Source organism: Steroidobacter sp. (genome assembly GCF_016790065.1).
In the GTDB taxonomy this organism is placed as follows: Bacteria; Pseudomonadota; Gammaproteobacteria; order Steroidobacterales; family Steroidobacteraceae; genus Steroidobacter.
Genome location: NZ_JAEUPY010000016.1, coordinates 1 through 26,561 on the forward strand (window position 1 = coordinate 1; position 26,561 = coordinate 26,561).

26 protein-coding genes are annotated in these 26,561 nt (G+C 61.0%); 12 read left to right on the forward strand and 14 right to left on the reverse strand.

Going from position 1 to position 26,561, the window contains the following annotated elements:
• Positions 1-97: 97 nt before the first annotated feature.
• A complete protein-coding gene (locus JNL55_RS00410; protein ID WP_293848154.1) occupies positions 98-880 on the reverse strand; it encodes a hypothetical protein in 783 nt (260 codons plus the stop codon).
• 125 nt (positions 881-1,005) lie between these two features.
• A complete protein-coding gene (locus tag JNL55_RS00415) occupies positions 1,006-1,530 on the reverse strand; it encodes an SRPBCC family protein (protein ID WP_293848155.1) in 525 nt (174 codons plus the stop codon).
• 243 nt (positions 1,531-1,773) lie between these two features.
• Here JNL55_RS00415 and tagH point away from each other — a divergent pair, with 243 nt between their 5' ends.
• The 3 genes from tagH to JNL55_RS00430 are packed head-to-tail and all read left to right on the forward strand — an operon-like array spanning position 1,774 to position 5,534.
• Entirely contained in the window at positions 1,774-3,270 is a 1,497-nt protein-coding gene (tagH, locus tag JNL55_RS00420; protein ID WP_293848157.1) for a type VI secretion system-associated FHA domain protein TagH, read from the forward strand.
• A gap of 5 nt (positions 3,271-3,275) precedes the next feature.
• A complete protein-coding gene (locus JNL55_RS00425; RefSeq protein ID WP_293848159.1) occupies positions 3,276-4,001 on the forward strand; it encodes a PP2C family protein-serine/threonine phosphatase in 726 nt (241 codons plus the stop codon).
• Positions 4,002-4,055: 54 nt separating this feature from the next.
• On the forward strand, positions 4,056-5,534 hold the full coding sequence (locus JNL55_RS00430; protein ID WP_293848160.1) for a serine/threonine-protein kinase: 1,479 nt from the start codon (positions 4,056-4,058) through the stop codon (positions 5,532-5,534).
• A gap of 7 nt (positions 5,535-5,541) precedes the next feature.
• Here JNL55_RS00430 and JNL55_RS00435 read toward each other — a convergent pair whose 3' ends face one another.
• Positions 5,542-5,784, reverse strand: a complete 243-nt coding sequence (locus JNL55_RS00435; RefSeq protein ID WP_293848162.1) for a helix-turn-helix domain-containing protein — start codon at positions 5,782-5,784, stop codon at positions 5,542-5,544.
• 190 nt (positions 5,785-5,974) lie between these two features.
• On the opposite strand from JNL55_RS00435, the gene proS reads away from it, so the two are divergent.
• Entirely contained in the window at positions 5,975-7,546 is a 1,572-nt protein-coding gene (proS, locus tag JNL55_RS00440; RefSeq protein ID WP_293848164.1) for a proline--tRNA ligase, read from the forward strand.
• Here the strand turns inward: proS and JNL55_RS00445 are convergent.
• The gene (locus JNL55_RS00445) at positions 7,533-8,369 is read right to left on the reverse strand and encodes a LytR/AlgR family response regulator transcription factor (protein WP_293848166.1); all 837 of its coding nucleotides are present in this window, start codon (positions 8,367-8,369) and stop codon (positions 7,533-7,535) included. The genes proS and JNL55_RS00445 overlap by 14 nt on opposite strands.
• A gap of 26 nt (positions 8,370-8,395) precedes the next feature.
• On the reverse strand, positions 8,396-9,466 hold the full coding sequence (locus JNL55_RS00450; protein WP_293848168.1) for a sensor histidine kinase: 1,071 nt from the start codon (positions 9,464-9,466) through the stop codon (positions 8,396-8,398).
• A gap of 292 nt (positions 9,467-9,758) precedes the next feature.
• Here JNL55_RS00450 and JNL55_RS00455 point away from each other — a divergent pair, with 292 nt between their 5' ends.
• Complete coding sequence (locus JNL55_RS00455; RefSeq protein WP_293848170.1) at positions 9,759-10,139, forward strand: UrcA family protein; 381 nt, start codon at positions 9,759-9,761, stop codon at positions 10,137-10,139.
• An 11-nt stretch (positions 10,140-10,150) separates the two neighbouring features.
• On the opposite strand, the gene JNL55_RS00460 is transcribed toward JNL55_RS00455, so the two are convergent.
• The 4 genes from JNL55_RS00460 to JNL55_RS00475 form a co-directional block, all read right to left on the reverse strand.
• Positions 10,151-11,062 carry a DMT family transporter gene (locus tag JNL55_RS00460; protein WP_293848172.1) on the reverse strand — a complete coding sequence of 304 codons (912 nt, stop codon included), beginning with the start codon at positions 11,060-11,062 and terminating at the stop codon, positions 10,151-10,153.
• 75 nt (positions 11,063-11,137) lie between these two features.
• Entirely contained in the window at positions 11,138-11,281 is a 144-nt protein-coding gene (locus tag JNL55_RS00465; RefSeq protein WP_415922974.1) for a DUF3096 domain-containing protein, read from the reverse strand.
• A gap of 63 nt (positions 11,282-11,344) precedes the next feature.
• On the reverse strand, positions 11,345-12,025 hold the full coding sequence (locus JNL55_RS00470; protein ID WP_293848176.1) for an alpha/beta hydrolase: 681 nt from the start codon (positions 12,023-12,025) through the stop codon (positions 11,345-11,347).
• A 2-nt stretch (positions 12,026-12,027) separates the two neighbouring features.
• Positions 12,028-14,079 (reverse strand): response regulator, encoded by a 2,052-nt coding sequence (locus JNL55_RS00475; protein WP_293848178.1) that lies wholly within the window; start codon positions 14,077-14,079, stop codon positions 12,028-12,030.
• Between the two features lie 228 nt (positions 14,080-14,307).
• On the opposite strand from JNL55_RS00475, the gene JNL55_RS00480 reads away from it, so the two are divergent.
• Positions 14,308-14,712, forward strand: coding sequence for a hypothetical protein (locus tag JNL55_RS00480; RefSeq protein WP_293848179.1), 405 nt, complete (start codon positions 14,308-14,310; stop codon positions 14,710-14,712).
• A gap of 3 nt (positions 14,713-14,715) precedes the next feature.
• Here JNL55_RS00480 and JNL55_RS00485 read toward each other — a convergent pair whose 3' ends face one another.
• The 5 genes from JNL55_RS00485 to JNL55_RS00505 all read right to left on the reverse strand — a co-directional run bounded on the left by JNL55_RS00485 (position 14,716) and on the right by JNL55_RS00505 (position 18,330).
• Positions 14,716-15,186: a DUF5658 family protein gene (locus JNL55_RS00485; protein ID WP_293848180.1), complete on the reverse strand. Its 471-nt coding sequence runs from the start codon at positions 15,184-15,186 to the stop codon at positions 14,716-14,718.
• A 188-nt stretch (positions 15,187-15,374) separates the two neighbouring features.
• On the reverse strand, positions 15,375-15,725 hold the full coding sequence (locus JNL55_RS00490; protein WP_293848181.1) for a hypothetical protein: 351 nt from the start codon (positions 15,723-15,725) through the stop codon (positions 15,375-15,377).
• Between the two features lie 224 nt (positions 15,726-15,949).
• Positions 15,950-16,837, reverse strand: coding sequence for a LysR substrate-binding domain-containing protein (locus JNL55_RS00495; protein WP_293848182.1), 888 nt, complete (start codon positions 16,835-16,837; stop codon positions 15,950-15,952).
• A 252-nt stretch (positions 16,838-17,089) separates the two neighbouring features.
• The gene (locus JNL55_RS00500; RefSeq protein ID WP_293848183.1) at positions 17,090-17,914 is read right to left on the reverse strand and encodes a family 1 encapsulin nanocompartment shell protein; all 825 of its coding nucleotides are present in this window, start codon (positions 17,912-17,914) and stop codon (positions 17,090-17,092) included.
• Complete coding sequence (locus JNL55_RS00505; RefSeq protein ID WP_293848184.1) at positions 17,911-18,330, reverse strand: ferritin-like domain-containing protein; 420 nt, start codon at positions 18,328-18,330, stop codon at positions 17,911-17,913. Before JNL55_RS00505 ends, JNL55_RS00500 begins: the two co-directional genes overlap by 4 nt.
• 94 nt (positions 18,331-18,424) lie before the next feature.
• Between JNL55_RS00505 and JNL55_RS00510 the strand changes: the two genes are divergently transcribed.
• From JNL55_RS00510 to JNL55_RS00535, 6 genes are all read left to right on the forward strand, one after another.
• Complete coding sequence (locus JNL55_RS00510) at positions 18,425-20,701, forward strand: hypothetical protein (RefSeq protein WP_293848185.1); 2,277 nt, start codon at positions 18,425-18,427, stop codon at positions 20,699-20,701.
• Positions 20,686-21,612: a hypothetical protein gene (locus tag JNL55_RS00515; RefSeq protein WP_293848186.1), complete on the forward strand. Its 927-nt coding sequence runs from the start codon at positions 20,686-20,688 to the stop codon at positions 21,610-21,612. Before JNL55_RS00510 ends, JNL55_RS00515 begins: the two co-directional genes overlap by 16 nt.
• Positions 21,609-23,939 carry a tetratricopeptide repeat protein gene (locus JNL55_RS00520; RefSeq protein WP_293848188.1) on the forward strand — a complete coding sequence of 777 codons (2,331 nt, stop codon included), beginning with the start codon at positions 21,609-21,611 and terminating at the stop codon, positions 23,937-23,939. The genes JNL55_RS00515 and JNL55_RS00520 overlap by 4 nt, the downstream gene beginning before the upstream one ends.
• Positions 23,939-24,937 (forward strand): AAA family ATPase, encoded by a 999-nt coding sequence (locus JNL55_RS00525; RefSeq protein ID WP_293848190.1) that lies wholly within the window; start codon positions 23,939-23,941, stop codon positions 24,935-24,937. The genes JNL55_RS00520 and JNL55_RS00525 overlap by 1 nt, the downstream gene beginning before the upstream one ends.
• Complete coding sequence (locus tag JNL55_RS00530; RefSeq protein ID WP_293848192.1) at positions 24,934-25,833, forward strand: DUF58 domain-containing protein; 900 nt, start codon at positions 24,934-24,936, stop codon at positions 25,831-25,833. The genes JNL55_RS00525 and JNL55_RS00530 overlap by 4 nt, the downstream gene beginning before the upstream one ends.
• A gap of 3 nt (positions 25,834-25,836) precedes the next feature.
• A partial coding sequence (locus JNL55_RS00535) for a vWA domain-containing protein (protein WP_293848194.1) occupies positions 25,837-26,561 on the forward strand: 725 nt, incomplete at its 3' end.

The following is a 26,561-nucleotide window of genomic DNA, read 5'->3' on the forward strand; positions in this document are numbered from 1 at the left end:
CTTGTTGGCAGGTGCGACGCTGGTTGGTGTCAGCGGTACGTTGGCGACGCGCTCGGTGGTCAATCATCCACCGATCACAACGTTGCGCGGCGGCTGATTACTTCAGGCCGAGCATCATCCAGCCGACCACCTCGGTCTGGCCGCGCCAGTTGTAGCCTTCGACTTTCACCAGAAAGTCGCCGGGGCCGAATGCCGAGGAATTGAGGGTGAAGCGCACTTCCTTGTTGGAGTCGCGCATGATGCGTTTGATCTGCATCACTCGCACACCGTCGGTTTTGTCGATGGTGATTTGAAACTGTGTGATCTTGCCGTCGGTCGCATCGACGCTGATGTCGAGCAGCTGCGGCGGCGTCAGCCAACCCAGCGCGAACGTCGGCTGCTCGGGCTTGGTCTTCACCATCTGCAATTTGTAACGCTGCACGCTGCCGGGTGCTGCCATCTGCGTGGCCGTGAGCTCACGTTTCGCGCCGCTCAGTTGTGCCGAGAGTGCGTTGGCCTGCAGTCCGAAAATAACAGCCGCTGCGCCGGCGGCGACGACGGCCAGAATCAGCGCGATGACGACTACACGACTCGCGCCGCCACCGGAGCTGCTCCGGCGCATTTCTTCGCGCGCTTCGTCCGGATCGAAGTCGTCGTCGTCGACAGCTGCCATCGCGGCACGGGTGGTGCTCGACGGAATGGCGTCGAACATGCCGGTCTCGCTGGCATCGGTGGGCCGCCGGGACAGGCGCGTTTTCAAGCGCACCGGAATCGGCAGGCCTTGCAGGAAGGCCGGATTGTCCAGACAGAATTTTTCGAAATCGCGTGCTTCGCGGACCGTTAGATCGCCGGACAGGTAGCGATCCACGACGTGCTCGTTCTCGATGTACTTGCGATCCATCCGCGTCGCCCAATTGCCATAAGCGGCCGCAGGTTAACAAAATCAGGTAGGAGAAAATGTCGCCGAAGTCCGCAAATTCAAACGGGACCGAGACTCACCACCCACTTTAGTTAGGGATGGCCGCTTTATTTCGAGGCGGCCGCCTCTTCGGCCACGCACTTGGCGCATTTGGGCCAGTAGCTCTTGGCGATGTGTTCCAAGGTCCAGCGGTTGCCCTCGCTGAAAAACTTGCGCATGGCTTGGGATTGCGGCCGGTCGTCATAGCCCAGGCCGACGAAGCGCACCTGGGTCATGTTGTCCCCGGCTGGGGTCAGATACACCACGGTCCAAGTGCCGGCGATGGCGTCCGGGTAGGGAAAGTCCGCCGGCGCCTGCTTGATACGGATCGCCAGCATCCGTTCCGGCTCGTAGGCCAGGATTTCATTGACGATGGTCTTGGCGTCGCCGAGCCGGCCTTTGGGGTCGTAGTGAGTGCGGATGGTGCCGCCGATCTTGAAGTCCACCTCGGCCTGCGCCACGCCGGTCTGTTTGTAACCTTCGGCCGTGGTGAAGATCCGCCACACTTCGGGTGTCGCAGCGTTGATAAATCCCTCGGTGACTTGCGGCTCCGCGGCCGCTGCGGGCGCCACCCACAGCCACGCGATACTCACAAGTATCCCGAACAGCCGGCGCGCGGCGCTATGTTTCGGGGCGGCTACGCGTGCCGAAGCGATTGTTTCGTCGGGAATCCGTACGCTTTTGTTCATCATTCTTGCAGACCTCTGGCCGATACTGCGATGCTAGCTTGGCTGGTGTAATTCAGGACCGGTGAAACCGGCACAGGCCGTGCCCCGCACGCTCCGACGATAATAGTATTCATCGACTGGCTATCCATCGACTGGCAGTGGCTTCGCATGATTCTCACTCTGGAAGTGACCGGTCCGCAGGCCCAGGAGATGGGCGCCGGCGCGCGCAAGGTCTTCAAGGCCATCGGCGGCACCATCGGCCGCTTGCCCGATAACGACTGGGTATTTCAGGACCCGTATGTGTCGGGCCGGCATGCCTTGGTTCGCTATGTCAACGGCAAGTTCTTCGTCGAAGACACCAGCACCAATGGTGTGTTCATCAATTCGCCCGAGAATCGCCTGAGCCGCGGGCAGCCGCAGCTGCTGCGCGATGGCGATCTACTTTACATCGACGCCTATCAGATCAACGTTTCCATACAAAACGATGTGACCGAGGACGTGCGCGATCCGTTCGCCGTCCTGAAAAATGGCGGGCCGAAGCTGGTGCCACCGCCGAAGCGCACGCCAGCGCCGGTGGTCGCCGCCGAAGATCGCACCGAGAATATGGCCGTGGAGCGTCCGCACGATCGCAATGGCACCGTGGTGCAGATGCCCAAGGGCATGCTGGACGACGATGAGGACGAGGAAGAAGAGGACGACGAAGAAAGCGGTGACGAACGTCGTACCGAGTGGTTCGGTGTGACTGAAATGGCTGAGCCGAAGCACTCCGCTCAGTCCGTCGCAGCGTCGCGCGCTCGTCCCGAAGTAGTGAAATCAACTGTGGCTGTGCCAACGCCAGCGTCCCGTGCCGACGCCGGCAAGTCGGCGACGGTTGCTTTGCAGCCGCCGCGTGCTGATGCCGGCAAGTCAGCAACCGTGGCTTTGCAGCCGCCGCCGCGTCCCTCGGCTCGAATTCCACCGCCGCCGGCCGCGAAAGTCGTGCCCAGCGCGGTGTCGAATGCCGGCCCCAAGGCAGCTTCCCAGACACCGGCGCCGCGTGCGCGCTCGGAACAAAATTTAGCGCCGACCGGCACCAATGTGCAGCTGCAAGCGTTGTTGGATGCCGCCGGCATCGAAGGTCTGGAGCCGAATGAAGAAACAGCGCGCGTGTTGGGTGAGCTGCTACGCATTTCGCTGGGCGGCGTGATGGAAGCATTGCGCACGCGCGAGCGTATGAAAGATGATTTGCGTATGCGCGGTACGTCGTTCAAAGCCGCCGACAATAATCCGCTGAAGTTTTCCGCTAACGTCGATGACGCCTTTCATAACCTGCTGGTGAAACACAATCCCGCTTACCTGCAGCCCATCGACGCTTTCGAAGACGCGTTCCGGGACGTGCGCGAGCATCAATCGGCGTTTCTGGCGGCGATGCGGCTGGCGTTCGAGTCCATGCTGTCGCAGTTCGATCCGCAACGGATGCAGGAAGAATTCGACCGGCAGATGAAGGGCTCCATCCTCGGGGTGCCGGCCAAGTTGCGTTATTGGGATTTGTATCGCGATAAGTACGGTGAGCTGAGCAAGGATGCTGAGGTAGGCTTTCGGACTTTGTTTGGCGACGCCTTCGGGCGCGCTTATGAAGAACACCTGGAGCGGCTGAAAAAATCCGGCCGCCCGATAGGGCAGTGACGTTCATGGATGAAACCCTGGTCGAAGAAGATATCCAACCCGTTTACGTTTCCGCGGGCAGCACCGATGTCGGGCGCCTGCGAGCCAGCAATCAAGATGCCTTCGTCGAGTTCAACGACGTCGGCGTGTGGTCGGTGGCCGACGGCATGGGCGGCTATCGAGACGGCGATGTCGCCAGCCGCATGGTGTGCGAAGGGCTGCAAAAGCTGAGTGCCGAGGGTTCGCTCGAGGAAGCCATCGGGGTATTGCGCCAGCGCATGAGCGATGTGAATCGTCGCTTGTATGAAGCGTCGGTGCGGCCCATCAATCCCATCGTCAGCGGCAGCACCGTGGCCATCTTGGTAGTGCGGCGGACGGCCTGTGCCGTGCTGTGGGCCGGCGACAGTCGGGTGTATCGCTTCCGGCAGGGTCACTTGACCCAGCTCACCACCGATCACACCTGGGCCGCCGAACTGAACTTACAACATCCCGATGAAGAGGCCGATCACGCCATTACGCGTGCCGTCGGTGGCGAGGGCACGTTGACTCTCGACCTGCGGCGGGATCGGGTGCGACTGGGCGATCGATATTTGCTGTGTTCCGACGGCCTGACGCGTGAGCTGCACGACACGCAGATCGCCGCCGCGCTCGGGGCTGAAGACGTGAAGTCCGCGGCCAAAAAGCTGATCGATGCGACTTTACAAGCGGGCGCACGCGACAATGTGACGGTCGTCATTGTCGAAGCCACCTGACAGGCATAGGAAGCGGCTGACGTATTCCATGCTGTCAGTGCGAGCCTGCTAGTCATGAAGCCCACGGAAGAAGAACAGACCAAGCTACGTGCGGCCGAGTTCGAGGCCACTCTAAAACATTCCGGCACTGAGCTACGCACGCTGGTCCGCCCGGCGCCCGAGCCGGTCGAAGACACCGCTGCTCGCACGCTCAACGTCGGGTCGCCGGTTCAAGATTCCAGCGCGGCTTACGCGCCAACGTTGAAATCATCCGAGCGCGATAATCCGCCGCTGCCCCAGGGGCCGCTTGAGCCGGGCACGGTCATCAAACAGCGCTTCATTCTCGAGCGCTTGCTGGGCAAAGGCGGCATGGGCCTCGTGTTCGGCGCCGTGGATCGTCGTAAGCTCGAAGCTCGCGATCCGAATCCTCATGTCGCGCTCAAAGTATTGAACTCGGATTTCGCGCGACACCCGCAATCGTTCATGGCTCTACAGCGCGAGGCGCGCAAAGCGCAGACCTTGGCGCATCCGAACGTCGTCACCGTGTTCGACTTCGATCGCGACGGCGACACGGTCTACATGACCATGGAGCTGCTCAAAGGCCGCTCGCTCGATAGCATCGTTCGCGAAGGCCGCGGCAAGGGCAATCGTCCCGAGCTGGCGATGCCCATCGTGCGTGGGATTGCGGAGGGTCTGGCGTATGCCCACCGCAAAGGCATCGTTCATTCCGATCTGAAACCGGGCAACGTATTCATTGCCGAAGACGGCACCGCCAAGATTCTGGATTTCGGTATCGCTCGCGCCGTCCCCAACTCTGCGGCCGAGGAAAAGAAGGATGAGTTCGATGCGGGCTCGCTCGGCGCGTACACCGAAGCGTATGCCACGGATGAAATGGTCGCGGGCGTGGATCCGCATCCGGTCGACGACATGTACGCGCTCGGCATCATCGCGTACGAACTGGTTACAGGCTTTCATCCGTATCAGCGACACAGCGCGCCTAACGCACGCAAGCTCGGCATCAAGCCGGCTCCGCTGAAAGGCATCAAGCGCAAACAGGCGCGCGCCATCGAAAGCTGTTTGTCTTTCGAGCGCAAGAATCGGCCGCAGAACGCGGGTGAATTTCTCAAAGCCTTCCGTGGAGTCACACGGCTACAGCAGGCAACGCTGGCGGCGAGCGCGGTGTTGGCGCTGACCGCGGGCTATCTCTGGTATCAAAACTATGTGGAGACCAGCCCGGCCATTCCTTTTGCCGAGCTGCCTGCGCAGGTTCAGCAGGATTTCCGCGCAGCCATGCAGGAAGGCGACGAAGCCTGGACCTTTTATCAGCGCGACGGTTTTGCAGATGCGATAGACGCGGCGCTCAGCAGTTATTCCAAAGCTTATGAATTACACCCGCGCAACCGCGAAGCAGTTGCAGCATTGAATCGGGCGGCCGATGAGGCATTACGCGCGGCTGGTGATGATTCAGCGCAGCGCCATGCGATTGCGCAGAACCTGCAAGAGCGCAGCGTCCATTTCCGCAAATACGCGCCGGTCGTCGACGCTGCGCGCTAATCGTCGACTAGCCGCGATGTTTGGTGCGAATGTCACGAATCGCGCGGCTCGCATCCATCTCTAGCGCTTCCGCAATAGTGATGAACTCGATGACATCGATGCGGCGTTCGCCGCCTTCGTATTTGGAAATAAAACTTTGCGGCTTGCCGAGACGGTCGGCCAGCTGCTGCTGCGTCAAGCCAGCTTTGGTGCGCGCTGCGACGAGCAGCTCCAGCAAGCGGACATGGGCGGGTGAGCGCAATGACTTCAAGGCGGCGGGCTCCGTGATGGCGCCCGTGTCTATATTCCGGCTTCACCAATATCCCAACTCAGGATTATGGTCAGCGGCGCCGGCCAACGCCACAGGATTTCGTCCGGCGCACAAAATCTGCTGTAATCGCGCACCTCGTCGGCACCGGCCGGCTCCCTTCCTTTAAGTTCGTTCGGATCAGCCCGTTCCCATGAGCAGCACCCCCAAGACCGCCGCCGACCCTGGCAAGGCGGGCAACAAGGCCGCCAAAACCGCCATCACGCCCACCCGTGAGGAGAACTATGCTGAGTGGTATCAGCAGGTTATTCGCGGCGCCGACCTCGCCGAGAACTCCGCCGTCCGCGGTTGCATGGTGATCAAGCCGTGGGGCTATGCGCTGTGGGAGAACATGCAGCGGGTCCTGGACGACATGTTCAAGGCCACCGGCCATCAGAACGCCTACTTCCCGCTGTTCATCCCGCTGTCCTTCATGCAGAAGGAGGCCGCGCACGTGGACGGCTTCGCCAAGGAATGCGCGGTGGTCACCCACCACCGGCTGGAAGCCGGCCCGGACGGCAAGCTGCGCCCCGCGGGCGAGCTGGAGGAGCCGCTGATCGTGCGGCCCACCTCGGAGACCATCATTGGCGATGCGTTTTCGCGCTGGGTGCAGAGCTATCGCGACCTGCCGCTGCTGATCAACCAGTGGGCCAACGTGGTGCGCTGGGAGATGCGCACCCGCATGTTCCTGCGCACCGCCGAGTTCCTTTGGCAGGAAGGCCACACCGCCCATGCCACCGAGCAGGAAGCGGTGGAAGAAACCATGCGCATGCTGGAGGTGTATGCCACCTTCGCCGAGCAATGGATGGCCGTGCCGGTGATTCGGGGTGAAAAGACCGCCAGCGAGCGCTTCCCCGGTGCCGTGCAGACCTTTTGTATCGAAGCCATGATGCAGGATCGCAAGGCGCTGCAGTCCGGTACCAGCCACTTCCTGGGCCAGAACTTCGCCAAGGCCAGCAATATCGAGTTCCTGGATCAGAACGGCCAGCACCAGCACGCCTGGACCACCAGCTGGGGCATGTCCACCCGCCTCATCGGTGCCTTGCTGATGACTCACTCGGACGACGACGGTCTGGTGCTGCCGCCCAAGCTGGCGTCGGTGCAGGTCGTGATCCTGCCCATCTATCGCACTGACGAAGATCGCGCACGAGTCATCGAGTACTGCCGCTCGGTTGCGGCCGAGTTGCGCACGCAGCGCTTCGCCGATCGTCCCGTGGCGGTCGTGGTCGATGAGCGTGACGAACGCGGCGGCGACAAAGTTTGGAATTGGATCAAGAAAGGCGTGCCGGTGCGGATCGAAGTCGGCCCGCGCGATCTGGAGAAAGATGCGTTGTTCGTCGGTCGTCGCGATCGCGCGCCCAAGGACAAGCAGAGCATTCCGCGTACCGAGTTCGTTGCGGCGATCAGCGAGACGCTGCAGTCGATTCAGGACGGCTTGTATACGCGCGCTCTGGCCTATCAACAGCAGTTCACCAAGAGCATCGATAACAAGGAAGAGTTCTATCAATACTTCACGGCACCCAAGGTCGCCGAGAATGCGCCGACGCCGATTCACGGCGGTTTCGCGTTGACTCACTTCAGTGGCGACGGCGCCGTCGAAGAAAAGATCAAGGCCGACTTGGGCGTGACGGTCCGCTGCATCCCGCTAGAGAAGAGCGAGCCCGGCACCTGTCCGTTCACTGGCAAGCCGAGCGCGCAACGAGTGGTGTGGGCTAAGTCTTATTGAGCCCACCCCGCCCGATCAGCTGATCGACGCGGTCCCGGTAAGAACGGCTGAGCTTGATCTCTTGGCCGTCTTCCAAGGTCAGAAAATATTCGCCGTTGGTGTGCGGCCGCAGCCGGCGTACGCGGGACACGTTGACGATGGTCGAGCGGTGTACGCGTTGAAACAGCTTCGGGTCGAGCACCGCCTCCAGCGACTTCATGGTCTCTCTTAGAACATAAGTGCGGCCGTCGGCGTGTACGCACATGTAGTCGCCGGCGGCATCGATCCAATCGATCTTGTTCACATCGACTCGCACCGTGCCGGCGTCGTCGCGAATCGGCAGGATCTGCGGGTAGTGCGGCCCGCGGTCGGTGTGCAGAAGTTCACGCAGCGTTTGCTCATCCACCGAGCCAGTGCCTTGCGTGGTGGCAAGCAGTTTCATCAATTGCTCTTGCTGATGAAGCGCATTCCTTTGTTGCCAGTAACCACGCACACGATCCAACGCCTGCACAAAGCGCACGTCGTTGATCGGCTTGAGCAAGTAATCGATGGCCTGTGCTTCGAAGGCATCCAGCGCATACCGATCGTAAGCAGTGACGAAAATCACTAACGGCATGGATTCCTGCGGCAGCCGGGCCAACACCTCGAAGCCCGACAAGCCCGGCATCTGGATATCCAGAAACATCAGGTCCGGCTTTTCCTGCGCAATGGCCTCGAGCGCTTCGCGACCGTTGGCGCATTGTTGAACGATGACGACGTCGGGGTGTGGCGCCAGGCGCAGCTCGATGCCGCGCCGGGCCAGCTCTTCATCGTCGACGATGATGGTCCGAATGGCTTGGGTCATAGCAGCTCATCGGGTCGGCTCGAATGTCAGGCCGGCGTGATGGCACGCTCGGCCGGGAAGGTCAGCGACACCCGCAAACCGGGGTCGGTGTTGTTGACTGCAACGATGCCGCGTTCTCCGTACAGCACTTGCAGGCGTTCGCGAGTATTACGAATGCCCACGCCGCGACCATTGGCCAAACGGGTCGCATCGATCATGCCCGGGCCGTCATCGGCCACTTCCAATTGCAGCATACCGCCAGTGACATGGGCGCCGATGCGGATTTTCCCGCCGGTCTCGCGCGGTGATACGGCGTACTTGATGGCGTTCTCGATCAACGGTTGTAACAACAGGCTGGGCATCAGCATGCTGCTGGCCGCGGCTTCGATGGCGAAGTTGAGTTGCAAACGTTCGCCGAAGCGCATCTTTTCGATGTTCAGATATAGATTCAGTGCATCCAGCTCCTGCGCCACCGTCACTTTCTTCATCGGATCCTGATCCAGCGTGTAGCGCAAGAATTCGGACAAGCCGGTGACGGCGTTGTTGGCCGTACTGTTGCGATTGTCCAGAATCAGGGTAGAGATGGCGTTGAGGGTGTTGAACAGGAAGTGCGGATTGAGCTGATAACGCAGCATCTTCAGCTGCGCTTCCTGGGCCAGCGACGCGGCCTGCAGCGTGGCGATGCGTTGAGTTTGTAAGGACTCGTAGTAGCGCACGCCGAAGTACAGGGCCATCCAGCACATCAACAAATAGGTAGAGCTCATGGCGCCGGCCAGGTACTCGAACCAGTGCTTCATGGGCCACTCCGGCTCCACATAACAATGGTAGTACCAGTTCAGCACGACGCGGAGTAAGCAAGCCATGACCCAGGCGGTCGCAATGCCGCCGGCGATCATGGCGGCCGGCGGTTGTTTCCATAGCCAGCGACAGATATAGCGCAGCGGCATGCTGAGAATGCAGCCGGCGGTGGCAGCGAACGCAATGTACTGCACATAGGCCACCGGCTTGCCGTACAGCATCGCGCCCAAGTACTGCGAAATGCCGTAACCGCTCCAGCCGAGCATGTGCAGGGACCAGAACAGCAGGTTTCTGTTTTGTTTCAGTTGTTGCAGGTCCATGCGCCACTGTAAGCAAGTGGCGCATCGCAAGCCAACGTTTCGTCGCGGCGCCGGCACGCATCGTCGCAAGCAGTGCTCAATCGCCGTGGTAGCAGCAATTGCGGTACGTCGAAGCGATGCATCGGCGCGATGAGTGGAAGGAATAAATCTGCACTTCGCCCGATCCACTCCGAGTCGACATCTTGCGTCGATAAAAATCTGGCCGGGCTTGCAACCCTTTTTGAAACCTTCGCGTCTCAAAGGCAAGCGCGCCAGAACGGTAGTTACAACGAAGCTAGTAGGAGACTCGATCATGTCCAGCCACAAGACCTTCCGTGTCGCGCTTGCCGCCTGTGCCGTTGCCCTTTCGTTCGGTGTCTCGGCCCATGCCGCTGAAGTGACTGCAATCGCCGGTCCGGCCAAGACCACCATCCAATACCAGGATCTGGACTTGTCGAAGGATGCGGATGTGCAAGCTTTGTATAGCCGTCTGCAGCGCGCTTCGAGCAAGGTGTGCGGCGACTACTCCGATCTGCGCAACCTGCGCATGAAGCGCCAGTTCGACGCTTGTTATCAGGACACGCTGGCTCGTGCCGTCGAAAGCGTCGGTCATGCAGCGGTGAAGGCGGCATATGCGGCCGATGATCACATTCGCGTGGCCAGCCGCGGCGTCAAGGTTCAGTCGAGCACCTGATGATGCTCGGATCAGTCGGCGCGTTGCGCGGGCTCGGGTTTACCCAGCTGCGCTTCGCGCCAGGTGATGTAGATGGTTGAGCCGATGATGATGCTGGCGCCGAGCATGGTCATGCTGTTCGGCACTTCGGCAAACAACACGTAGCCCAGGATGACGGCGAACACCAAGCGGGTGTAATCGATCGGCGCCATCACCGCCGCATCCCCTTCCGACATGCCTTTGACGTAGCAAGCTTGGGTGATCAGCCCGAGCACGCCCATGGTGCCCAGCAGAGCCAGATCTGGTAAGTCGGGCGTGCGCCAGGCCAGCACCGCGCCGGGGATGGACAACAAGAAGCCCAACACCGCCGACCACGACATCAAGGTCATGGTGCTGTGATCGCGGGTCATGAACTTCATGCCGGTCACGGTGAGCGCGATCAGTAGCGCGCCAACCAGAGCGGCTGTCGCCGGCAAGCCGATGCCGGCCGCGGCCGAAGGCTGCAACATCAACAAGGCGCCGAGGAAACCGATGAAGGTCGCCGAGATGCGGCGCGGCCCGATCTGCTCCTTCAACACGAAGGCGGCCAGCGGCACCAGCCACAGCGTCCGAGTGAACGACAACGCGTTCGCGTCGGCGAGCGGCATCTTCTGATACGCGTAGAACCCCAGGATCATGCCGATGGTGCCGGCCGTGGCTCGAAACAACAGCAACCCGGGCCGATTAGTACGAAAGGCTTGGCGCGGATTGCGTGCAATCAGCGGCAGCATCACCAGCAGACCGGCAGCGTTGCGATAGAACGTTTGCAACGCCGCCGAATAGTCCTCGCCCAGAAACTTGATCAGCAGGGTCATCACCGTGAACGCCGCGGCGGATCCCAGCATCCACAAGGAACCCCGCGAATTACGATGCAGGCGGTGATAGGCGGCGGCGAGCTTGGTCACTGTTGGTTCTGGCTACCGCGAGTTCCGGCGGCGAACCGGAACTCTACCGCAAAGTGAGCCAGAACGCGGTCGGAACTACAGGCGCGAGCCGAACAACCCCAGCAGCCCGATGATGATCAAATAAACGGCGACGATGTAATTCAACAGCCGGGGCACTACCAGAATCAGGATGCCGGCGACCAGCGCCACCAGGGGACCGATGCTGACGTACATGTTCATCGCCTTTGTTGTGAGTCGAAGCGCTCCGAAGCGGTACGCCAGAGCCGGGGAGATTGTTCCGGTTCAGGCCAGCCGCGTCTGCAGCCATTGGGAAATGTCGCCGATCTCTTGCTGGCACACCGAATGTTCCATGGTATAGCTGCGCCATTCGATGCGGTAGCCTTGGGCTTGCAACGTATCGCGCGACGTTTCGCCCATCTGCGGAATCACGATGGGATCGTGCGTGCCGTGACACATCAGGATGGGCACATCGCGATTCGCCGCTGAGGCTTCCTGAGCCACCGAGGCTCGCAATGGCAGATAGGTAGACAGCGCCATGATGCCGGCCAAACGCTGCGGGTAACGCACGCCGGTCTGCAGGGCGATAGCGCCGCCTTGGGAAAAACCGGCAATCACGATTTTGTCGGCGGCGATGTCTTGGGCGATCTGCTGCTCGATGAGCTGCTTCACCACGCCTTCGGATTCGCGGATGCCGACATCGTCCTCGGCACGATCGGGACCGAAGCCTTTGATGTCGTACCACGCACGCATGACGAAGCCATTGTTGATCGTCACCGGCCGTGGTGTCGCATGCGGGAAAATGAATCGCACCGGCAACGACGCGGGCAAGCGCAGCTCATTGACGATGGGCACGAAGTCGAAGCCGTCGGCACCGAGTCCGTGCAGCCAGATGACGGCGGCCACTGGCGCCCGGTCCGGCGAAAGCACCACTGCATCGGCGGATTCTTGAGTCGAATAAGGCATAGTCACTGCTCGCGAGTTTTGAGAATGTCCGCCACGGCTTTACCCAGCTCGGCCATGTTGAACGGCTTGCGCAATTGTTTGGCCGTGCCGAGCGCCGCTTCCACCGCGGCGCTGTCGGCGTAACCGGAAACGATCAGCACCGGCAGCCCAGGTTGCTTCATCTGCGCCGCTTTGGCTACCTCCGCACCGTTCATGGCTGGCATGGCGAAGTCGACCAACAACAGGTCGAAGCGTTGCACGTCGAGCAGGATCAGCGCGTCGGCGCCGTCTTGCGTATCGCGCACTTGGTAGCCGAGCGAGAGTAGCGAATCGCACATGAAACGACGCACCAGTTCGTCGTCATCCACGACCAGGATGCTGGTTGCCGCGGCGGTGCTGGGTTCGACGTCTGCGGATAACGTTGCCGGCGGTGTAGCGACCGGAGCCACCGCATCTGCCGCCGCCAGCGGCAACACCAAGCGCACGGTGGTGCCTTGACTGAGTTCGCTCTCGATCTCGAACGAGCCGCCCGATTCGCGAGCCACGGCATAGACCTGCGACAACCCCAAGCCCGTGCCCTGCCCGACCGGCTTGGTCGTAAAGAACGGTTCGATGGCGCGTACTTTCACATCGTCAGTCATGCCGACGCCGGTGTCGGTCACGCACAGTTGCACGTAGTCGCCCTTCGGCAGGTGCCGATCCACGACGTTCGCACGACGCGCACTGATGATGAGTTTGCCGCCGGCCGGCATGGCATCGCGAGCGTTCACTGCCAGATTGAGCAGCGCCAGCTCGAGCTGATTCGCATCGCTCATCACCAAGCGAGCATCGGGATCCAGTTCCATGCGTACGTCGATAGACGGCCCGACCGACTGCGCGAGCAGGCCGTTGATGCCGTTGAACAGCTGTAGCAGATCCACTGGTCCGACAGCCATGCGTTGGCTGCGCGAGAACGCCAACAACTGCGAAGCGAGCTTTGCACCCCGACGCGAAGCTTCGAGTGCATTGTCGGCCATGCGGCGCAAGCGCTCGTTGTCCTGAACGCGCGTGCGAATCATGTCCAGATTGCCGATGACTGCCGTCAACAGATTGTTGAAATCGTGCGCGATGCCGCCGGTCAATTGGCCCACCGCTTCCATCTTTTGCGACTGTCGTAATGTTTCTTCGGCGCGGCGTCGTTCCGCCATGTCTCTGAGCACGAGCAGAATCAACGTGCCGCCCAGTAATAACGCACCCAAGCCTGCCAGTGCCGCGGCAACGAAGGACCACGTAGTCGGCACGTCGACCATGGTCGATGCCACGGCCAGATGCGCTGACCATTGCGACCACGGCGAAGTGTGGAACGCCGTAAAGTTCTTCAAACCCTCGTAAGTCGTGCCGCGATAGAAGCCTCGATCGGCATCGCGAATGGCGTCGCGCACGAACTGAGTGGCGGGTGTGCCGACTCGAGTTTCGAAACTCAGCGTGCGCGCCACGAATGTTCCCTGGCGATCAACCACGGCCGCCGTGGTCCCCGGCTCGGCGACAGCCGTCAGTAATTCTTGAAACACTTGCGGCGACACGCCGGCGCCCAGCATGTAACGCAGTTCGCCGCTACTAATGACCGGCGCGTAGACCCAAGCCAGCGCTTCAGGAGCCGCAGTGACCGAACCGGCCATCGGCGCCGCGTGTTCGCGAATCTCTTGTAACGCTTGCGCATGTGCCGCGCTCAGCTCGCTCGGTTCTCCCAACGGACGGCGCAGATCGAACACCAGCTGATTCTCTTGGGCATCGACCAGCACGATCGTGCGCCACGCCGGGTTGGCGCCCATGACTCGCTGTAAGCGGGAATAGAATTCAGGCAGATTGCCTTTGGCCAGATCCACCGAGCTGGTGAGCACGCCCAGCGCCGCCAGGTCGCGACGCAAGCGGCCATCGACCAGCATGGTCGCGATCTCACTGCGGCCGAGGGTCTCGGTCTCGACGTGAGTGCGCTGGGCACGTAAAAAATAGAAGGCGCCGACTGCCACGAACACTACGGTGGGCAAGGTCGCCGCCACCCCCAGTGCGATCAGCGAGCGCCGGAAGAATCTCATTCTTGGTTCGCGTCCGGTCGACAGGCCACAGGGGCGCTATTCTGCCTCGTGCGCCGGCGATGAGATAGCTGTAGGGACAGGGCGTGGTGTTCGTAGGTAATCGACGGAGCAGCGGCTACGACTAATGGCCCCGTGCAGCTCATGGAGTTGGCGCTTTGACCTCCATCACAGAAATGGCAAAGTGATGGGGCTATACCTGCCTCACCTTTTCGCCACCGGTCACCTCACATGCAATCGCGCAAGCTGCACGCCCTGATCGCTTTTGCCTTGTTTCTGGTGGCCGCGGTGGTCTTCGCCGCGCTGTCGGGTAAGCCTGTGGATCTGTGGCGCGTGGCGCTATGGAGTCTGGTTGGCGTCGGCAGCTACATGGTGCTGTCGCGTGTCTTCGGTTTCGATCCTCACCGCACGCGCATTGCCGATCACGAGCCGGCGTACATGCATTACGTGGATCGTTGGGAGCTGCGCCTGGGTCAGGCGACCTTGTGCATGCTTGGCGGCGTAGTGGTGGCGGCTCGGTTGTTGGATGCCGAGCACTTCGTTACGGCCGTGGTGAGCGGCACGTTGTCAGCTTGGACTTACTTCGCGTTTCGTCTTTACGTTGGCGGCTATCGGGCGCGTGCCGTCGCGCGCTAGCCATCAATGCAGTAGCGGCGGATTCTCGAGCAAGTGCAACTCGTAGCCGACCAGCGTCACGTAACACGCGACCACCAGGTACAGCAGTAGCTCGCCCGGAAACAATCGAAACAACTTCATCCGGGCGCAGGCCACCAGCACCGCCGCGCCAACGCTGGTGAGCCCGAGCTTGACGGCCGCGAACCAAGCCAGGTTATGCGGCACGAACAGCGCCATGATGGGATTGACTTCGTTCGCACCCTGCGACATCAGCATCAGCGTCAGCACTCCGTCGAGCGCCGACAAACCGAGAATCAGCAGCACCAGCGCCAGCACGCGAGGCGAATGCCAATCGACGATGGCATAGGTGTGATCGGTGATGCGTCGACCTGAACGACGTCGCGGATTCAATGCGCCACGCCAGTAGGCAGCAAAGTTGTACTGCCGGCGTTCGACACCGTTGCGACGTTCAGTGACGCGTTCCGTTGCGTGCATGAATGGAGGCCTCGACTCAATCTATCAGCGAGGCCAGTGTGCGCGAAGAGTGCGCTGCGATGGGCTTGAGTTACCGTAATCAGCCGAAGAAAGCAGCAGAGAAAACCGCTCCGGGAGGAGCTTGGTAGCAGGCGCGAGCTGTCAGGGGGACTTTCAGCCGCGCACGCCTCCCGGAGCGGGAAGAAGAATCAGCGAGACGCCAACTTCTGTGCCAGCGGCTTGCCGTTTAGTGCAATCACCTGGCCGCTGCGATCGACGATGCAGGTGCCGCGAGCCAGATATTTGCCGCTTTCGACGCCCTTCGCGCTGACCACGATCTTGTAAGCGCGCGAGTGGATGCTGATCGGGCTGGCAGCCGCTTCTTCCTTACGCACCGTCACCGGCTGTTCCTTGGGCAGGCTGGCGGCAACGAAGGCGTTGATGCACGAGTCCATTGCGGCATCGGAGTTGTGCGCCTGAGTTGCGAACGGAGCAGCGAGCGCCAGCGTGGCGAGGGCGATAGCGAAAGACTTGGCGATGCGAGTGTTGAGTGTGTTCATGACCGTGACTCCCAAAAGTTGTTAACCGTCCCCTGGGAAATTTCTTTGGAATGGCTGTCAATCTAGAGCCGAGCGCGCACGCCGACAAACGAGAAGAATTGATGCTGGCAGCAAACCTGCTCATGCAGACATTCCCTTAATTAAGAAACAAACGCGCACGCGCACACCTCCGCAGCAGCGGAGGCATGTTTGTTTGCGAAATCCGGGTTGAAATTAGGCGTGGGTTACGCGGCTACGCTGAATTCCTCGATCAGCCACTGCGTCAGCGCTTTCACGTTGGGGCGCGCTGCATCTTCCTTGCGCAGGATCAGAAAATAACTTTCACCAGTTTCCAGTTCGCGATCGAACAGCTTCACCAGCGTGCCTTGCGAGAAGCGTTCGTTACCGAGTCGTGACGACACGAGCGCCACGCCGACGCCGTGCTCGGCCGCTTCCGCTGCGGTATTCATAGAGTCGAAACGCACGATGCTCTTGGGTCGCAAGTCGATGCCGAGCGCCTGCGCCCAGCGTTGCCAGCTGTCGCGGCGTGCGTCGTGAATGATCAAAGTGTGCTTGTTCAGGTCCTGCACCGAATCGATGGGCAGACGTTGTAACAACGTCGGCGAGCAGGCCGGCACAAAGGTTTGCGAAAACAGTTTGTGACAATCATGGTCGTGCAGCTCTTCCGGCGAGGTATCCACCACGATGGACAGATCGGCCTCGGCGGGATGCGATTGCAAGGTGCCCTGCACGGTATTGATGTGCACGTCAGTGTCCGGTCGCACTTCGAGGAACGACGGCAACCGTGGCAACAACATTTCAGTCGCGAAGAACGGCGGAATGTGTAAACGAATCACATCGCGGCCATAGCGAATTCGTAACTGCTCGGTGACCGCTTCGAGTCGCGAGAACACCGTTTCCATATGTTGTAAGTAGCTGTCGCCCGCCTCGGTCAAGGTGAGCGAGCTCGGGCCGCGCTCGAACAGCGCGACGCCAAGTTGTTCCTCCAGACTTTTGATCTGGTGGCTGACGGCGGACGGCGTGATGCACAGTTCTTCCGCAGCCGCCTTGAAGCTCAAGCGCGTGGCCGCGACTTGAAACGTCTTCAAGAACTTCAGGGAAGGCAGGCGCATGGTTGCGGGCCGTCGCAGCGGCAATACGGGGGCGAGAGAGGATGTCACCCCCAAGCTAGAGCAAGTCTTGTGCCGACGGGTCGATGATGGGCAACAGTGGCGGATTCCGTGGCTTGGAACCGCGCGTTCAGCTCTCGCGTGCTGGTCAGCGCCCCACGTGTAGGCAGACGCGGTGGGGCGCGCGCAAATACAGTGCGGTCAAGGGGTTATGTCATTGTTTGTTAATAATCCGTCAATTCAGGCAGCGTGCTCTCAAGGCGCAGCCACATCCGCCGCCGCATAAGTCAGCGGTACCGCGGCTTCTGGCGACAACACTCGGAAGGTGAAGCTCTGCTGCAAATACAGCAGCACCGAGCTGCTGGTGTGGTCCAGATAGCCCACCGAGAAATCCTGACCGACGATCAACTCGAAATCGCCGCCGCGCAGACTCAACACCACTGCGCCATCGACCGCCGGTGCCCAGACGATGGGACCGTCGACCAGCTCGCGCACATGATTGATGACTGGATAGTCGCGCAAAGTGCTTCGAGTGAGGCCGGTGTAACAGCGTGGGCCGAGCGCGATTCCGTACGGACCGCTGACACCTTCGCTGCGCAGTCGATGCGTGGCTTCGGCGACCACGTCGGGATATGCGCCGAAGTCGGAAGGAATGGTCAGCCCCTGGGCCGCAGCTGCGGGGAAGATGCCGTCGATGCCACCTGCCGCATAGCCTTGAAAGATGGCGCGATCTTCTGCAATCGCGGCGGCGCGCGCCGCGTTACGCACTGAATCCAAATCGGGATTGGTGTCGCCGCGGCCGATGGCATCCAGTTCCTCGCGGTCCACCTCGAACGGAATCCGAATCTCGATCAATGGCAGCGACAAGCGCAGCTTGGACACCACGCCTTCCTGCAACGACGGCGACAGCGTGCGGGTCCGGCCGGTGGAGATGGACGCGCAGCTCCAACCCAGCGGGCCTTTGAAATCCACCAGCCGGCGCGCCGCCAGCAAAGTCTTCAGGGTGCGTTTGGCCTCGGCGTCGATTTCCTTCCAGGCTTCCGAGGAAATCGGTGCGTGCTCGCGTAACAGTTCGTTCATGGGGTGACCACCTTGCCGAGCTGGGCAACTTCGCGAACCGGATTTTGCTCAGCGCCGCGTAGGCTGCCGATGTTCAGGCAGCCGTCGCCGCCTTGCTTGGCCTCGCCGCCGCCGTGCTCGGCCTCATGCTCGATTTCCAGCAAGGGCTTGGCGGTGAACAGATAAGTGCGCAGGTGTTCATCGAGCTTGGCGTCCTTTCGGCGCAACCACTCGAGCACCATGGCGGCGTGTTCTTTTTCCTCGTCCCGGTTGTGCGCCAGGATTTGCTTCAGCTCCTGGTCGGTGGCGGCGTCGATGCGCTGGTCGTACCAGTCGACCGCCTCCAGCTCTTCCATCAACGAGGACACGGCACGATGCCGGTCGATGGTCTCGGGTCGCAGCGCCTTGGCGCTCTCGTGCAGGGATTCGCTAGACATAGGGAGTTGCCGCTAATTGTTGATGGCTGTGGCCGTTCAGCCACGTATCCGTCAAACCAGTACGCATGAACCCGGCTGCAGTTCCGTTTCAGGCTTGCGTTCCAGGCCGCGCATCCTCTATTACTGGCCAGTGTTCGAGCGGCTGTTCACTCATCCCTCATGGGCGTATCGAACCGGCTCGTTCGCATTTGCGAGCGCGTGGCCGATAGGGCTGCTCATTATTTCGATTCTGGTTGGCGCGGCGTTGATTGCTTGGTCGCTGTGGCGACGGCGGGCGCTGGGCTGGTCATTATTGTTACCGGTCGGATTACTACAGACAGTGCTGCTGGCCGCGGTGCTGGTGTTGTTATGGCGGCCGGTGCTGAACGTCGAGCGCGTGCGCGATCGTGAGAACGAACTCGCCATCGCCGTCGATGCCTCGGCCAGCATGGCGTACGGCGACTCAGGCCGGTCGCGCTTACAAGACGTTGCCGCCGCCTTGCAGAACGACACCCTGCAACGGCTGGAAAAAACGTTCGCGGTCCGTCTGTTTGGATTCGCGCAAACCACCACTCCACTGGATTCGTTGGACGCGATGCCGCCGCCCGGCCGGCAAACGCGCATCGGTGACGCGCTCACGCAAGTTTTGCAGAGTGCCGGCAGCGCGCCGCTGGCTGGCGTGATCTTGTTCAGCGACGGCGCCGAGAACGGCGACACGTTGAGTGAAGAGCGATTGGCGCAGATCGCTTCCTACGGCGTGCCCGTTCATACCGTGGGCATCGGTCCGGAACGAGTGCTCGACGATTTGGAATTGGAACGGGTCGAAGTCGCATCTTCGGCTCCGGCCGGTTCGACCATCGATGCGCAAATCACCATCCGTCATAACGGCGCCCAGCAAGCGCGGCTGCGTGTTTACGATCGTGACAACCTGGTCGCTGCCCGTGACGTGAAGTTGCGGCCCGAGGCAGCCAGCACACAGCTCGCGTTGGATCTACCCGCTGGCCAGGCTGGCACGCACGAGTTGCGCTTCGTACTCGATCCGCTGGACGGCGAGCGCAACACCGTCAACAACTCACGCACGCGCGTAGTGAATGTTCCCGCCACTCGACGCAGCATACTGTACGTCGAAGGCGAGCCGCGCTGGGAATATAAATTCCTGCGCCGAGCGATCGATCATGACCGGGCGCTGCGTGTGGCCAGCATCGTGCGCACCACGACCAACAAACATTATCGCCAGGGCGTGAATTCGCCGGATGAGCTGGTCGATGGCTTTCCGTCCGACGCCGCTGAGTTGTTCGGCTATGAGGCCGTCATCATCGGCAGCTACGAAGCGGCGGCGCTGCGAGCCGAACAACACAGGTTGCTAAAAGAGTTCGTCGATAAGCGGGGCGGCACGGTGCTGATGCTCGCCGGTCGCTATGGATTATCCGCAGGTGGTTGGCAGAACGCCGCTCTGGCACAGACGTTGCCCGTGCAACTCACCGGTCGGCAACCAGCGCAGTTCGTGCAGCGTCCCGGCCAGGCGCAGCTGACGATTTACGGCGCGGAGTCGCCCATCCCGCGACTGGATGTCGACGCCAAACGCAATCTGGAGCGCTGGAAGAACTTACCGCCGCTGGCCGACTATCAGTCGCTGGGCCGCTTGAAGCCGGGCGCCATCGTGTTGTTGGAAGCCAATGGCGAGCAAGGGCGTTCACCTTTGCTGGTGTGGCAACACTATGGGCGCGGCGCGACTTATGTATTGGCCACTGCCAGCACTCTGCGTTGGCAAATGCGCATGCCGTCCGAGGATCGTAGTCACGAAACGTTCTGGCGCCAGCTCATGCATGCCATATCGTCGACCGCACCGTCTCGGGTCACCGTGAATGGAGAACGTACGGTGTACGAGGACGAGCGCGTCGTGAAGGTCGAAGCGGAAGTGCGCGACGAACGCTTCGAACCCATTAGCGATGCTACGGTCGAACTCCAGGTGGCGCCGGAGCGCGACGCCGCGTTCAGCCAGATCATGCAACCCTCCGGGCAAGGCGACGGTCGTTACAGCGCGACCCTCGACGCTGCCTCCACCGGCCTGTATCGCATCGAGATGAATGCACGCTCGGGTAACAAAGAGGTCGGCTCTGCCGTGACCCATGTGTTACGGAACGATGGCGTGGCTGAACATTTCGCCACCTATCAGCATCGCGATTTGCTGGAGCGGATCGCCACGGTCACCGGCGGTCGTTACTGGCCGCTGAGCGAGCTCGATGGCCTGGCCGGCGCCATTCCGTATTCCAAGGCCGGCATCGTCGAACGCCAGACCTTGGATTTGTGGAATCTGCCCATCGTGTTTCTGCTGTTGCTGGCGCTGAAGCTGGGCGAGTGGTTATTGAGATTGCGATGGGGGCGACTGTGAACCTGGCGCGCATCGCTTTGACTAAGTCACTTGCGATGCTCGCGCTGCCGGCGTCGGCTGCCACTTACACGTTTGTCGTCGCGGGCCTGGGTGGCGAGCCCGAGTATGAACAACGATTTCGCGACTACGCAGCGACCATCACGAGCGCCGCCGAGAAAGCGGCTGGCAGTCGAGAGAATGTTGTTTCACTGACGGGTGACGACGCACGTGCTGTTGCCGTCCGTCGTGAAATCAAAACACTGGCCTCGCGCATGACGCCGAACGATTCAGTCGTTGTAGTGCTGATCGGGCATGGCAGTTACGACGGCGACAACTATCGGTTCAATTTGCCCGGGCCGGATCTGACTGACACCGAATTCGCGCGCTTGTTCGATGAGCTGCCGGCTCGGGATCAGTTGATCATCAATGCGACCAGTGCCAGCGGTGCGGCCATCGAGCGTTGGCAGAAGCCGCGGCGAGTTGTGATTACTGCCACCAAGAATGGTGGTGAGCGAACTGCTACGCGCTTCGCGCAGTACTGGGCGCTGGCTGTTGGCTCCGATGCGGCGGACACCAACAAGGATCAAGTCGTCACCGCGGCAGAGGCTTACGCCTTCGCGACCCGGCAGGTCGAGTCGGCGTTCAAATCCGAAACGTCGATGGCGACCGAGCATGCACGTTTAGAAGGCGATGATGCCGGTCGCTTTACCTTGGCCCGGCTCGGCACCGCTGCGCTCGTGCCTGATAACCCGGAGGTCGCGGCACTGCTGTCACAACGAGGTGCCATCGAGTTGGACCTCAATCGAGTCAAAGAACAAAAGACGTCGTTGTCCGAGAATCAGTACTACGACCAGCTCGAAGAAGTGTTGGTGCGCCTGGCGCTGCTACAGAAGGAAATCGACCAGAAATCGGCTGGAGTGGGCACGCCATGACTCATAACGCCGCCACAGAGAATTTATTTTTCCATCGCCGGATTCAAAAACGATGCGCTTGGCGTAATGCTTCCTGGCAGCTGACGAGTGCGCTCATTTTATTGCTGATGGTCGGTGCCGCCGGGGCGCAGGCCATCGATTACGACCCTCGACGCGCGATCGAGCTCAGGCCTTGCGATGACCATCGATATCGGGGTCGTACCGAGCAGGCCAAAGCCTGCTACACCAAGCTGCTCAGCTCGCAAACTCCCATCGTCGAAGCCGAAGCCGCCTGGGCGCTGGGCGACAGCCAACGCGCCAACGAAATCTTCCGGGACAGCGTGCAAAACAACGAGCGCGCCGTGCAGCCTCGCGTGCGTTGGGCTCGTCTGTTTCTACAAACGCATCAGTACTCCGACGCCGCTGCGTTATTCGGCGAAGCGTTGAAAGTCTTCCCCAACGACGTGCACGCCAAGCTCGGCCTGGCGGGCGTGTACGCCGAGCGCTTCGAAGGCCAAGCACGCCCGCTGGTCGCAGAAGCTCTGAAACAAGACGGCGACCTCATCGAAGCTCACTTGCTCACCGCGTCAATGGACTTGGAAGAAGGCCAACTGGCCGACGCTGAGAAAGCTCTCGACCGGGCCATGAAACTCATCGGCAAAGAAAAACTGCCGCCGCTGGAAATCTACGCGCTGCGCGCCTCGCTCGAGATGTCCCGGGGCGGCAGCCCCGATCCTTGGGTCAAGCGCATCCTCGACTACAACCCACGTTACGGCGCCGTCTATCAACAACTCGCCCACTTCGAAATCATGCGTCGTCGCTACAAAGAAGCGACCGTGCTGCTGCGTCGAGCCGTCGAAGTACAACCCGACTTGTGGGGCGCACACGCCGAGCTCGGCTCCAACTTACTGCGACTAGGTGACGTCGCCGATGCTCGCAAACATTTGCAGATCGCCTACTCCGGCGACCCGTACAGCCCGACGACAGTGAACTCACTGCGCCTGCTCGACCGCATCGACGAGTTCTCGATCAGTGAAGATCCGGTGGTCATCGGCCAGGACACTTTCCAAGTCCGCCTGCGGTTGCATAAGAAAGAATCCGAAGTTCTGCGCCCGTACGTGCTGAACCTTACCGGTCGCAGTATCGAAAGCTTCTCGCAACGTTACGGCTTCAAACTTCGCGAGCCGGTAACCGTCGAGATGTACCCGGACCACGACGACTTCGGTGTGCGAGTCGCGGCGCTGCCGGGCATCGGGTTGCTTGGCGTGACCTTCGGCTATGTGGTTGCGATGGACAGTCCATCGGGCCGGCCGCCAGGCGACTTTCATTGGGGAAGCACGCTGTGGCACGAGATGGCGCACGTGTTCACCTTGGAAGCCACCGATCATTACGTGCCACGCTGGTTGAGCGAAGGCATCTCGGTATTCGAAGAATGGCGCACTGGCCCGACGCCGGGAGTCGCGGTGCCGCCGGAAGCCATCGCTGCGCTCGACAAAAAACAATTCCTGCCCATCGCCGAGTTGGACTCGGGCTTTATTCGGCCGAGCTATCCGAATCAGGTGCAGGTCTCGTACATGCAATCCGGCTTGGTGTGTTTATTCATCGAACAGCGTTGGGGCTTCCAACAACTCGGCGCCCTACTCCGCCAGTTCGATGGCAAACGCACCACGGCCGAAGCGGTCGAAGCCACGTTCAAGATCGCGCCCGCGGCCTTCGACAAAGAGTTCGATACGTTTGTGCGCGCACGTTTCGCCAACCTGCTGGCCAATTTCGATGACTGGCAACAGCAGCAACAGGCTGCGCGTCAGGCCATTCAAAAGGAACGTTGGATCGACGCGATTGAGCCGGCGCGCCGAGCAGTCGCCTTGTTTCCGGAGAATATCGGCGGCGACAGCGCGCATCTGATGCTGGCCAAGGCGTTGGACAAACTCAATCGACGTGCCGACGCGTTGGTTGCACTGGAGGATTATCGACGCGCCGGCGGCTGGGACCCCGTCGCACTCAAGGACTTGTCACGCTGGCTCGACGAAGCCGGCCGCGGCGAGGAAGCGATGGATGTGCTGGTATCTCTCAACTACGCCGATCCTCTTAATCTCGAGTTGCACTCGGAACTCGGCGAGCGGCTGCTTACAGCGAACCGTGCCGAAGATGCTCTGCGTGAGTTCCAAGCGTTACTCGCGCTGAATGCGTTGGATCAAGCGCCTGCTCACTACGGTGTGGCGCGTGCCTTGCGAGAGTTGGGTGATAAGGCCGGTAGCCGTCGCCATCTGCTGGACGCGCTTGCCACGGCGCCTCACTACAAACCCGCGCAAGCCTTGCTGCTGAAAATGATCGAGGAGCGTACTTAATGAACGACGTCGCGTCCGAGCAAGACACCGCCGCGCTGGTGAATCTGTTCCGAGATCGGATCGGTGCGATTCGCGATCAAGTCCGGCGCGTCATCGTCGGCCAGGAAGAAGTGGTCGATTATTTGTTGTTGACCTTGTTGGTCGGCGGCCATTGTTTGATCACTGGCATGCCGGGTACCGCCAAAACCTTGCTGGTGAAGACGCTGGCCCAGGCGTTGGGCCTGTCGTTCAAACGCATTCAGTTCACGCCCGACCTGATGCCCACCGACGTGACCGGTACCGACATCATCGAAGAGGACATCACCACCGGCCACCGCCGCTGGACCTTCGTGCCCGGCCCGCTGTTTTGTAACGTGTTGCTGGCCGACGAAGTGAATCGCACGCCGCCCAAGACACAGGCCGCGCTGCTCGAAGCCATGCAGGAACACTCCGTGACCGTGCGTGGCACGACGCATTCGCTGGGTGAACCGTTCTTCGTGCTGGCGACTCAGAATCCCATCGAGCTGGAAGGCACCTATCCGTTGCCCGAAGCGCAGTTGGATAGGTTCCTATTCAACGTACTGCTCGACTACCTCAGCGCCGAAGATGAAATGGAAGTGGTCGATCGCAACACCTCGCGCATGACTGGCCCGGAGCTGCGAGCGTGTACCAACGCCGACGAGATCGTGAAGTTTCAATGGCTGACTCGGCAGGTGCCGATCTCCACTGAGGTTCGGCGCAAGGCGGTCGAGATGGTGCGGGCGACTCGACCTCGCGAGGCCAGCGCACCCGAGTCCGTGCGTCGCTATGTTCGATACGGCGCGAGCGTGCGGGCCACTCAATTCCTTGGACTAGCCGCCAAGGCCCGCGCTCTGATGCAAGGTCGATATCACGTGACCGAAGACGATCTGCGTGCGCTCGCATTGCCGGTGCTGAGACATCGCGTGCTGACGAACTATCAGGCCGAGTCGGACGGCAAGAGTGTCGATGAAGTGTTACGCGAGGTGATCGACCGGTGAACGCCGCGGCCACCAATCGCCTGCTGCCGCCCGAAACGCTGGCGGGTCTCGCGAATCTGGAATTGGTCGCGCGTACTGCCGTGGAAGGCTTTCTCACCGGCCTGCATCGCTCGCCGCACTATGGTTTCAGTCAGGAGTTCAAGGAATATCGTGCTTATGTGGAAGGCGACGATCCTCGCTTCGTCGATTGGAACGTGTTCGCTCGCACCGAGCGTACTTACATTCGGCGCTACGAAGGCGAGACCAATACTCGTTTGATGATCTTGCTGGATGCGAGTGCGTCCATGGGCTACGGCTCGCGTTCGATCGCCAAGCTGCAGTATGGAAAGTTTCTGGCCGCCGCGCTCGCGTACCTCGCAGCTCGGCAGCACGATCCCGTCGGCTTGATCGTGTTCGATGAGACCGTACGAACGTTCCGCCCCGCGACCAGTCGTCCCGGCAGCTTGACTGCGATGATTCACGCCATCGACGCGGTGACACCCGGCAACGGCACCAATCTCGAAGCCTGCTTCCAACGATTCGGCGAGCACCTGGCACGTCGCGGCCTGGTCGCGGTGATCTCGGATTTGTACTGCGATCCCGAAGCCATGAGTCGCGCGGTGCAGCCGCTGGCCTATCGCGGTCACGACATCATGTTGTTTCAGTTGCTGGATCCGCAGGAGATGCGGCCCAACTGGCGTGAGTCTGTATTACTGGAGGATGTCGAAACTCAGCGCACGCTCAATGTCTCGCCCGAGTATCTGGCCGGCGAATATCAGCAGCGCTTGGACGCACACTTGCAATCGCTACGGCGCGCGGCAGCCAACGTCGGCGCACATCAAATGCTGATCACGACCGACGAACCGCTCGACAATGCTTTGCGGCGCTATCTGCAGCTGCGGGAAGGTCGGACGTAAACCATGTTCCTCGCGCCCGCATTCCTGCTTGGATTGCTCGCCATAGGTATTCCGCTGTGGCTGCATCGCGTGGCGCGGGCGAATCCGACACAGCATCAGTTCGCGTCGTTGATGTTGTTGGAAGCGAGCGAGACTCAGCGCACGGCCAAACGAACATTGCGTTATTGGTTGTTGCTGGCGACTCGCATCCTGCTGTTGCTCGCGTTAGTGCTGGCGTTCGCCGGGCCGTTGCTGACCGCTCGCATGGTGCCGCAGCCGGACGCCAACGCTCAGCTGCATGCCATCCTGCTCGACAGTTCGCTGTCGATGCAGCAGGGAGCACGCTGGCAGCGAGCCATCGAAGCCGCTGAACAAGTGTTGTCGGAGGCCTCTTCGTCGGATCGCGTCATGCTGCTCGCCGGCGCTGGTCGTCGCATTGCTGTGGTGAACGAGAGCATGCCGGTGGGCAATGCGGGTGCGTTGCGTGCTTCGCTACGCACGCTCAAGCCCGGTATCGATCGTCTCGACTATGGCTACGCGATGAGCACGGCCGATTCCTGGTTGGGATCGCCGCGGCCCAAAGTCGTGTTGCATTTGATTTCTGATTTGCAACGAAGTGCCGCGCCGTTGCGCTTCGCCGATCTGCAATTGCCAGCGCAGACTCAGCTGGTCATGCACGACGTGAGTGAGAGTGGTGCCGGCAATACTTATATCGCTGATGCTTCGGTGCTACCGCTCGATACCCGATC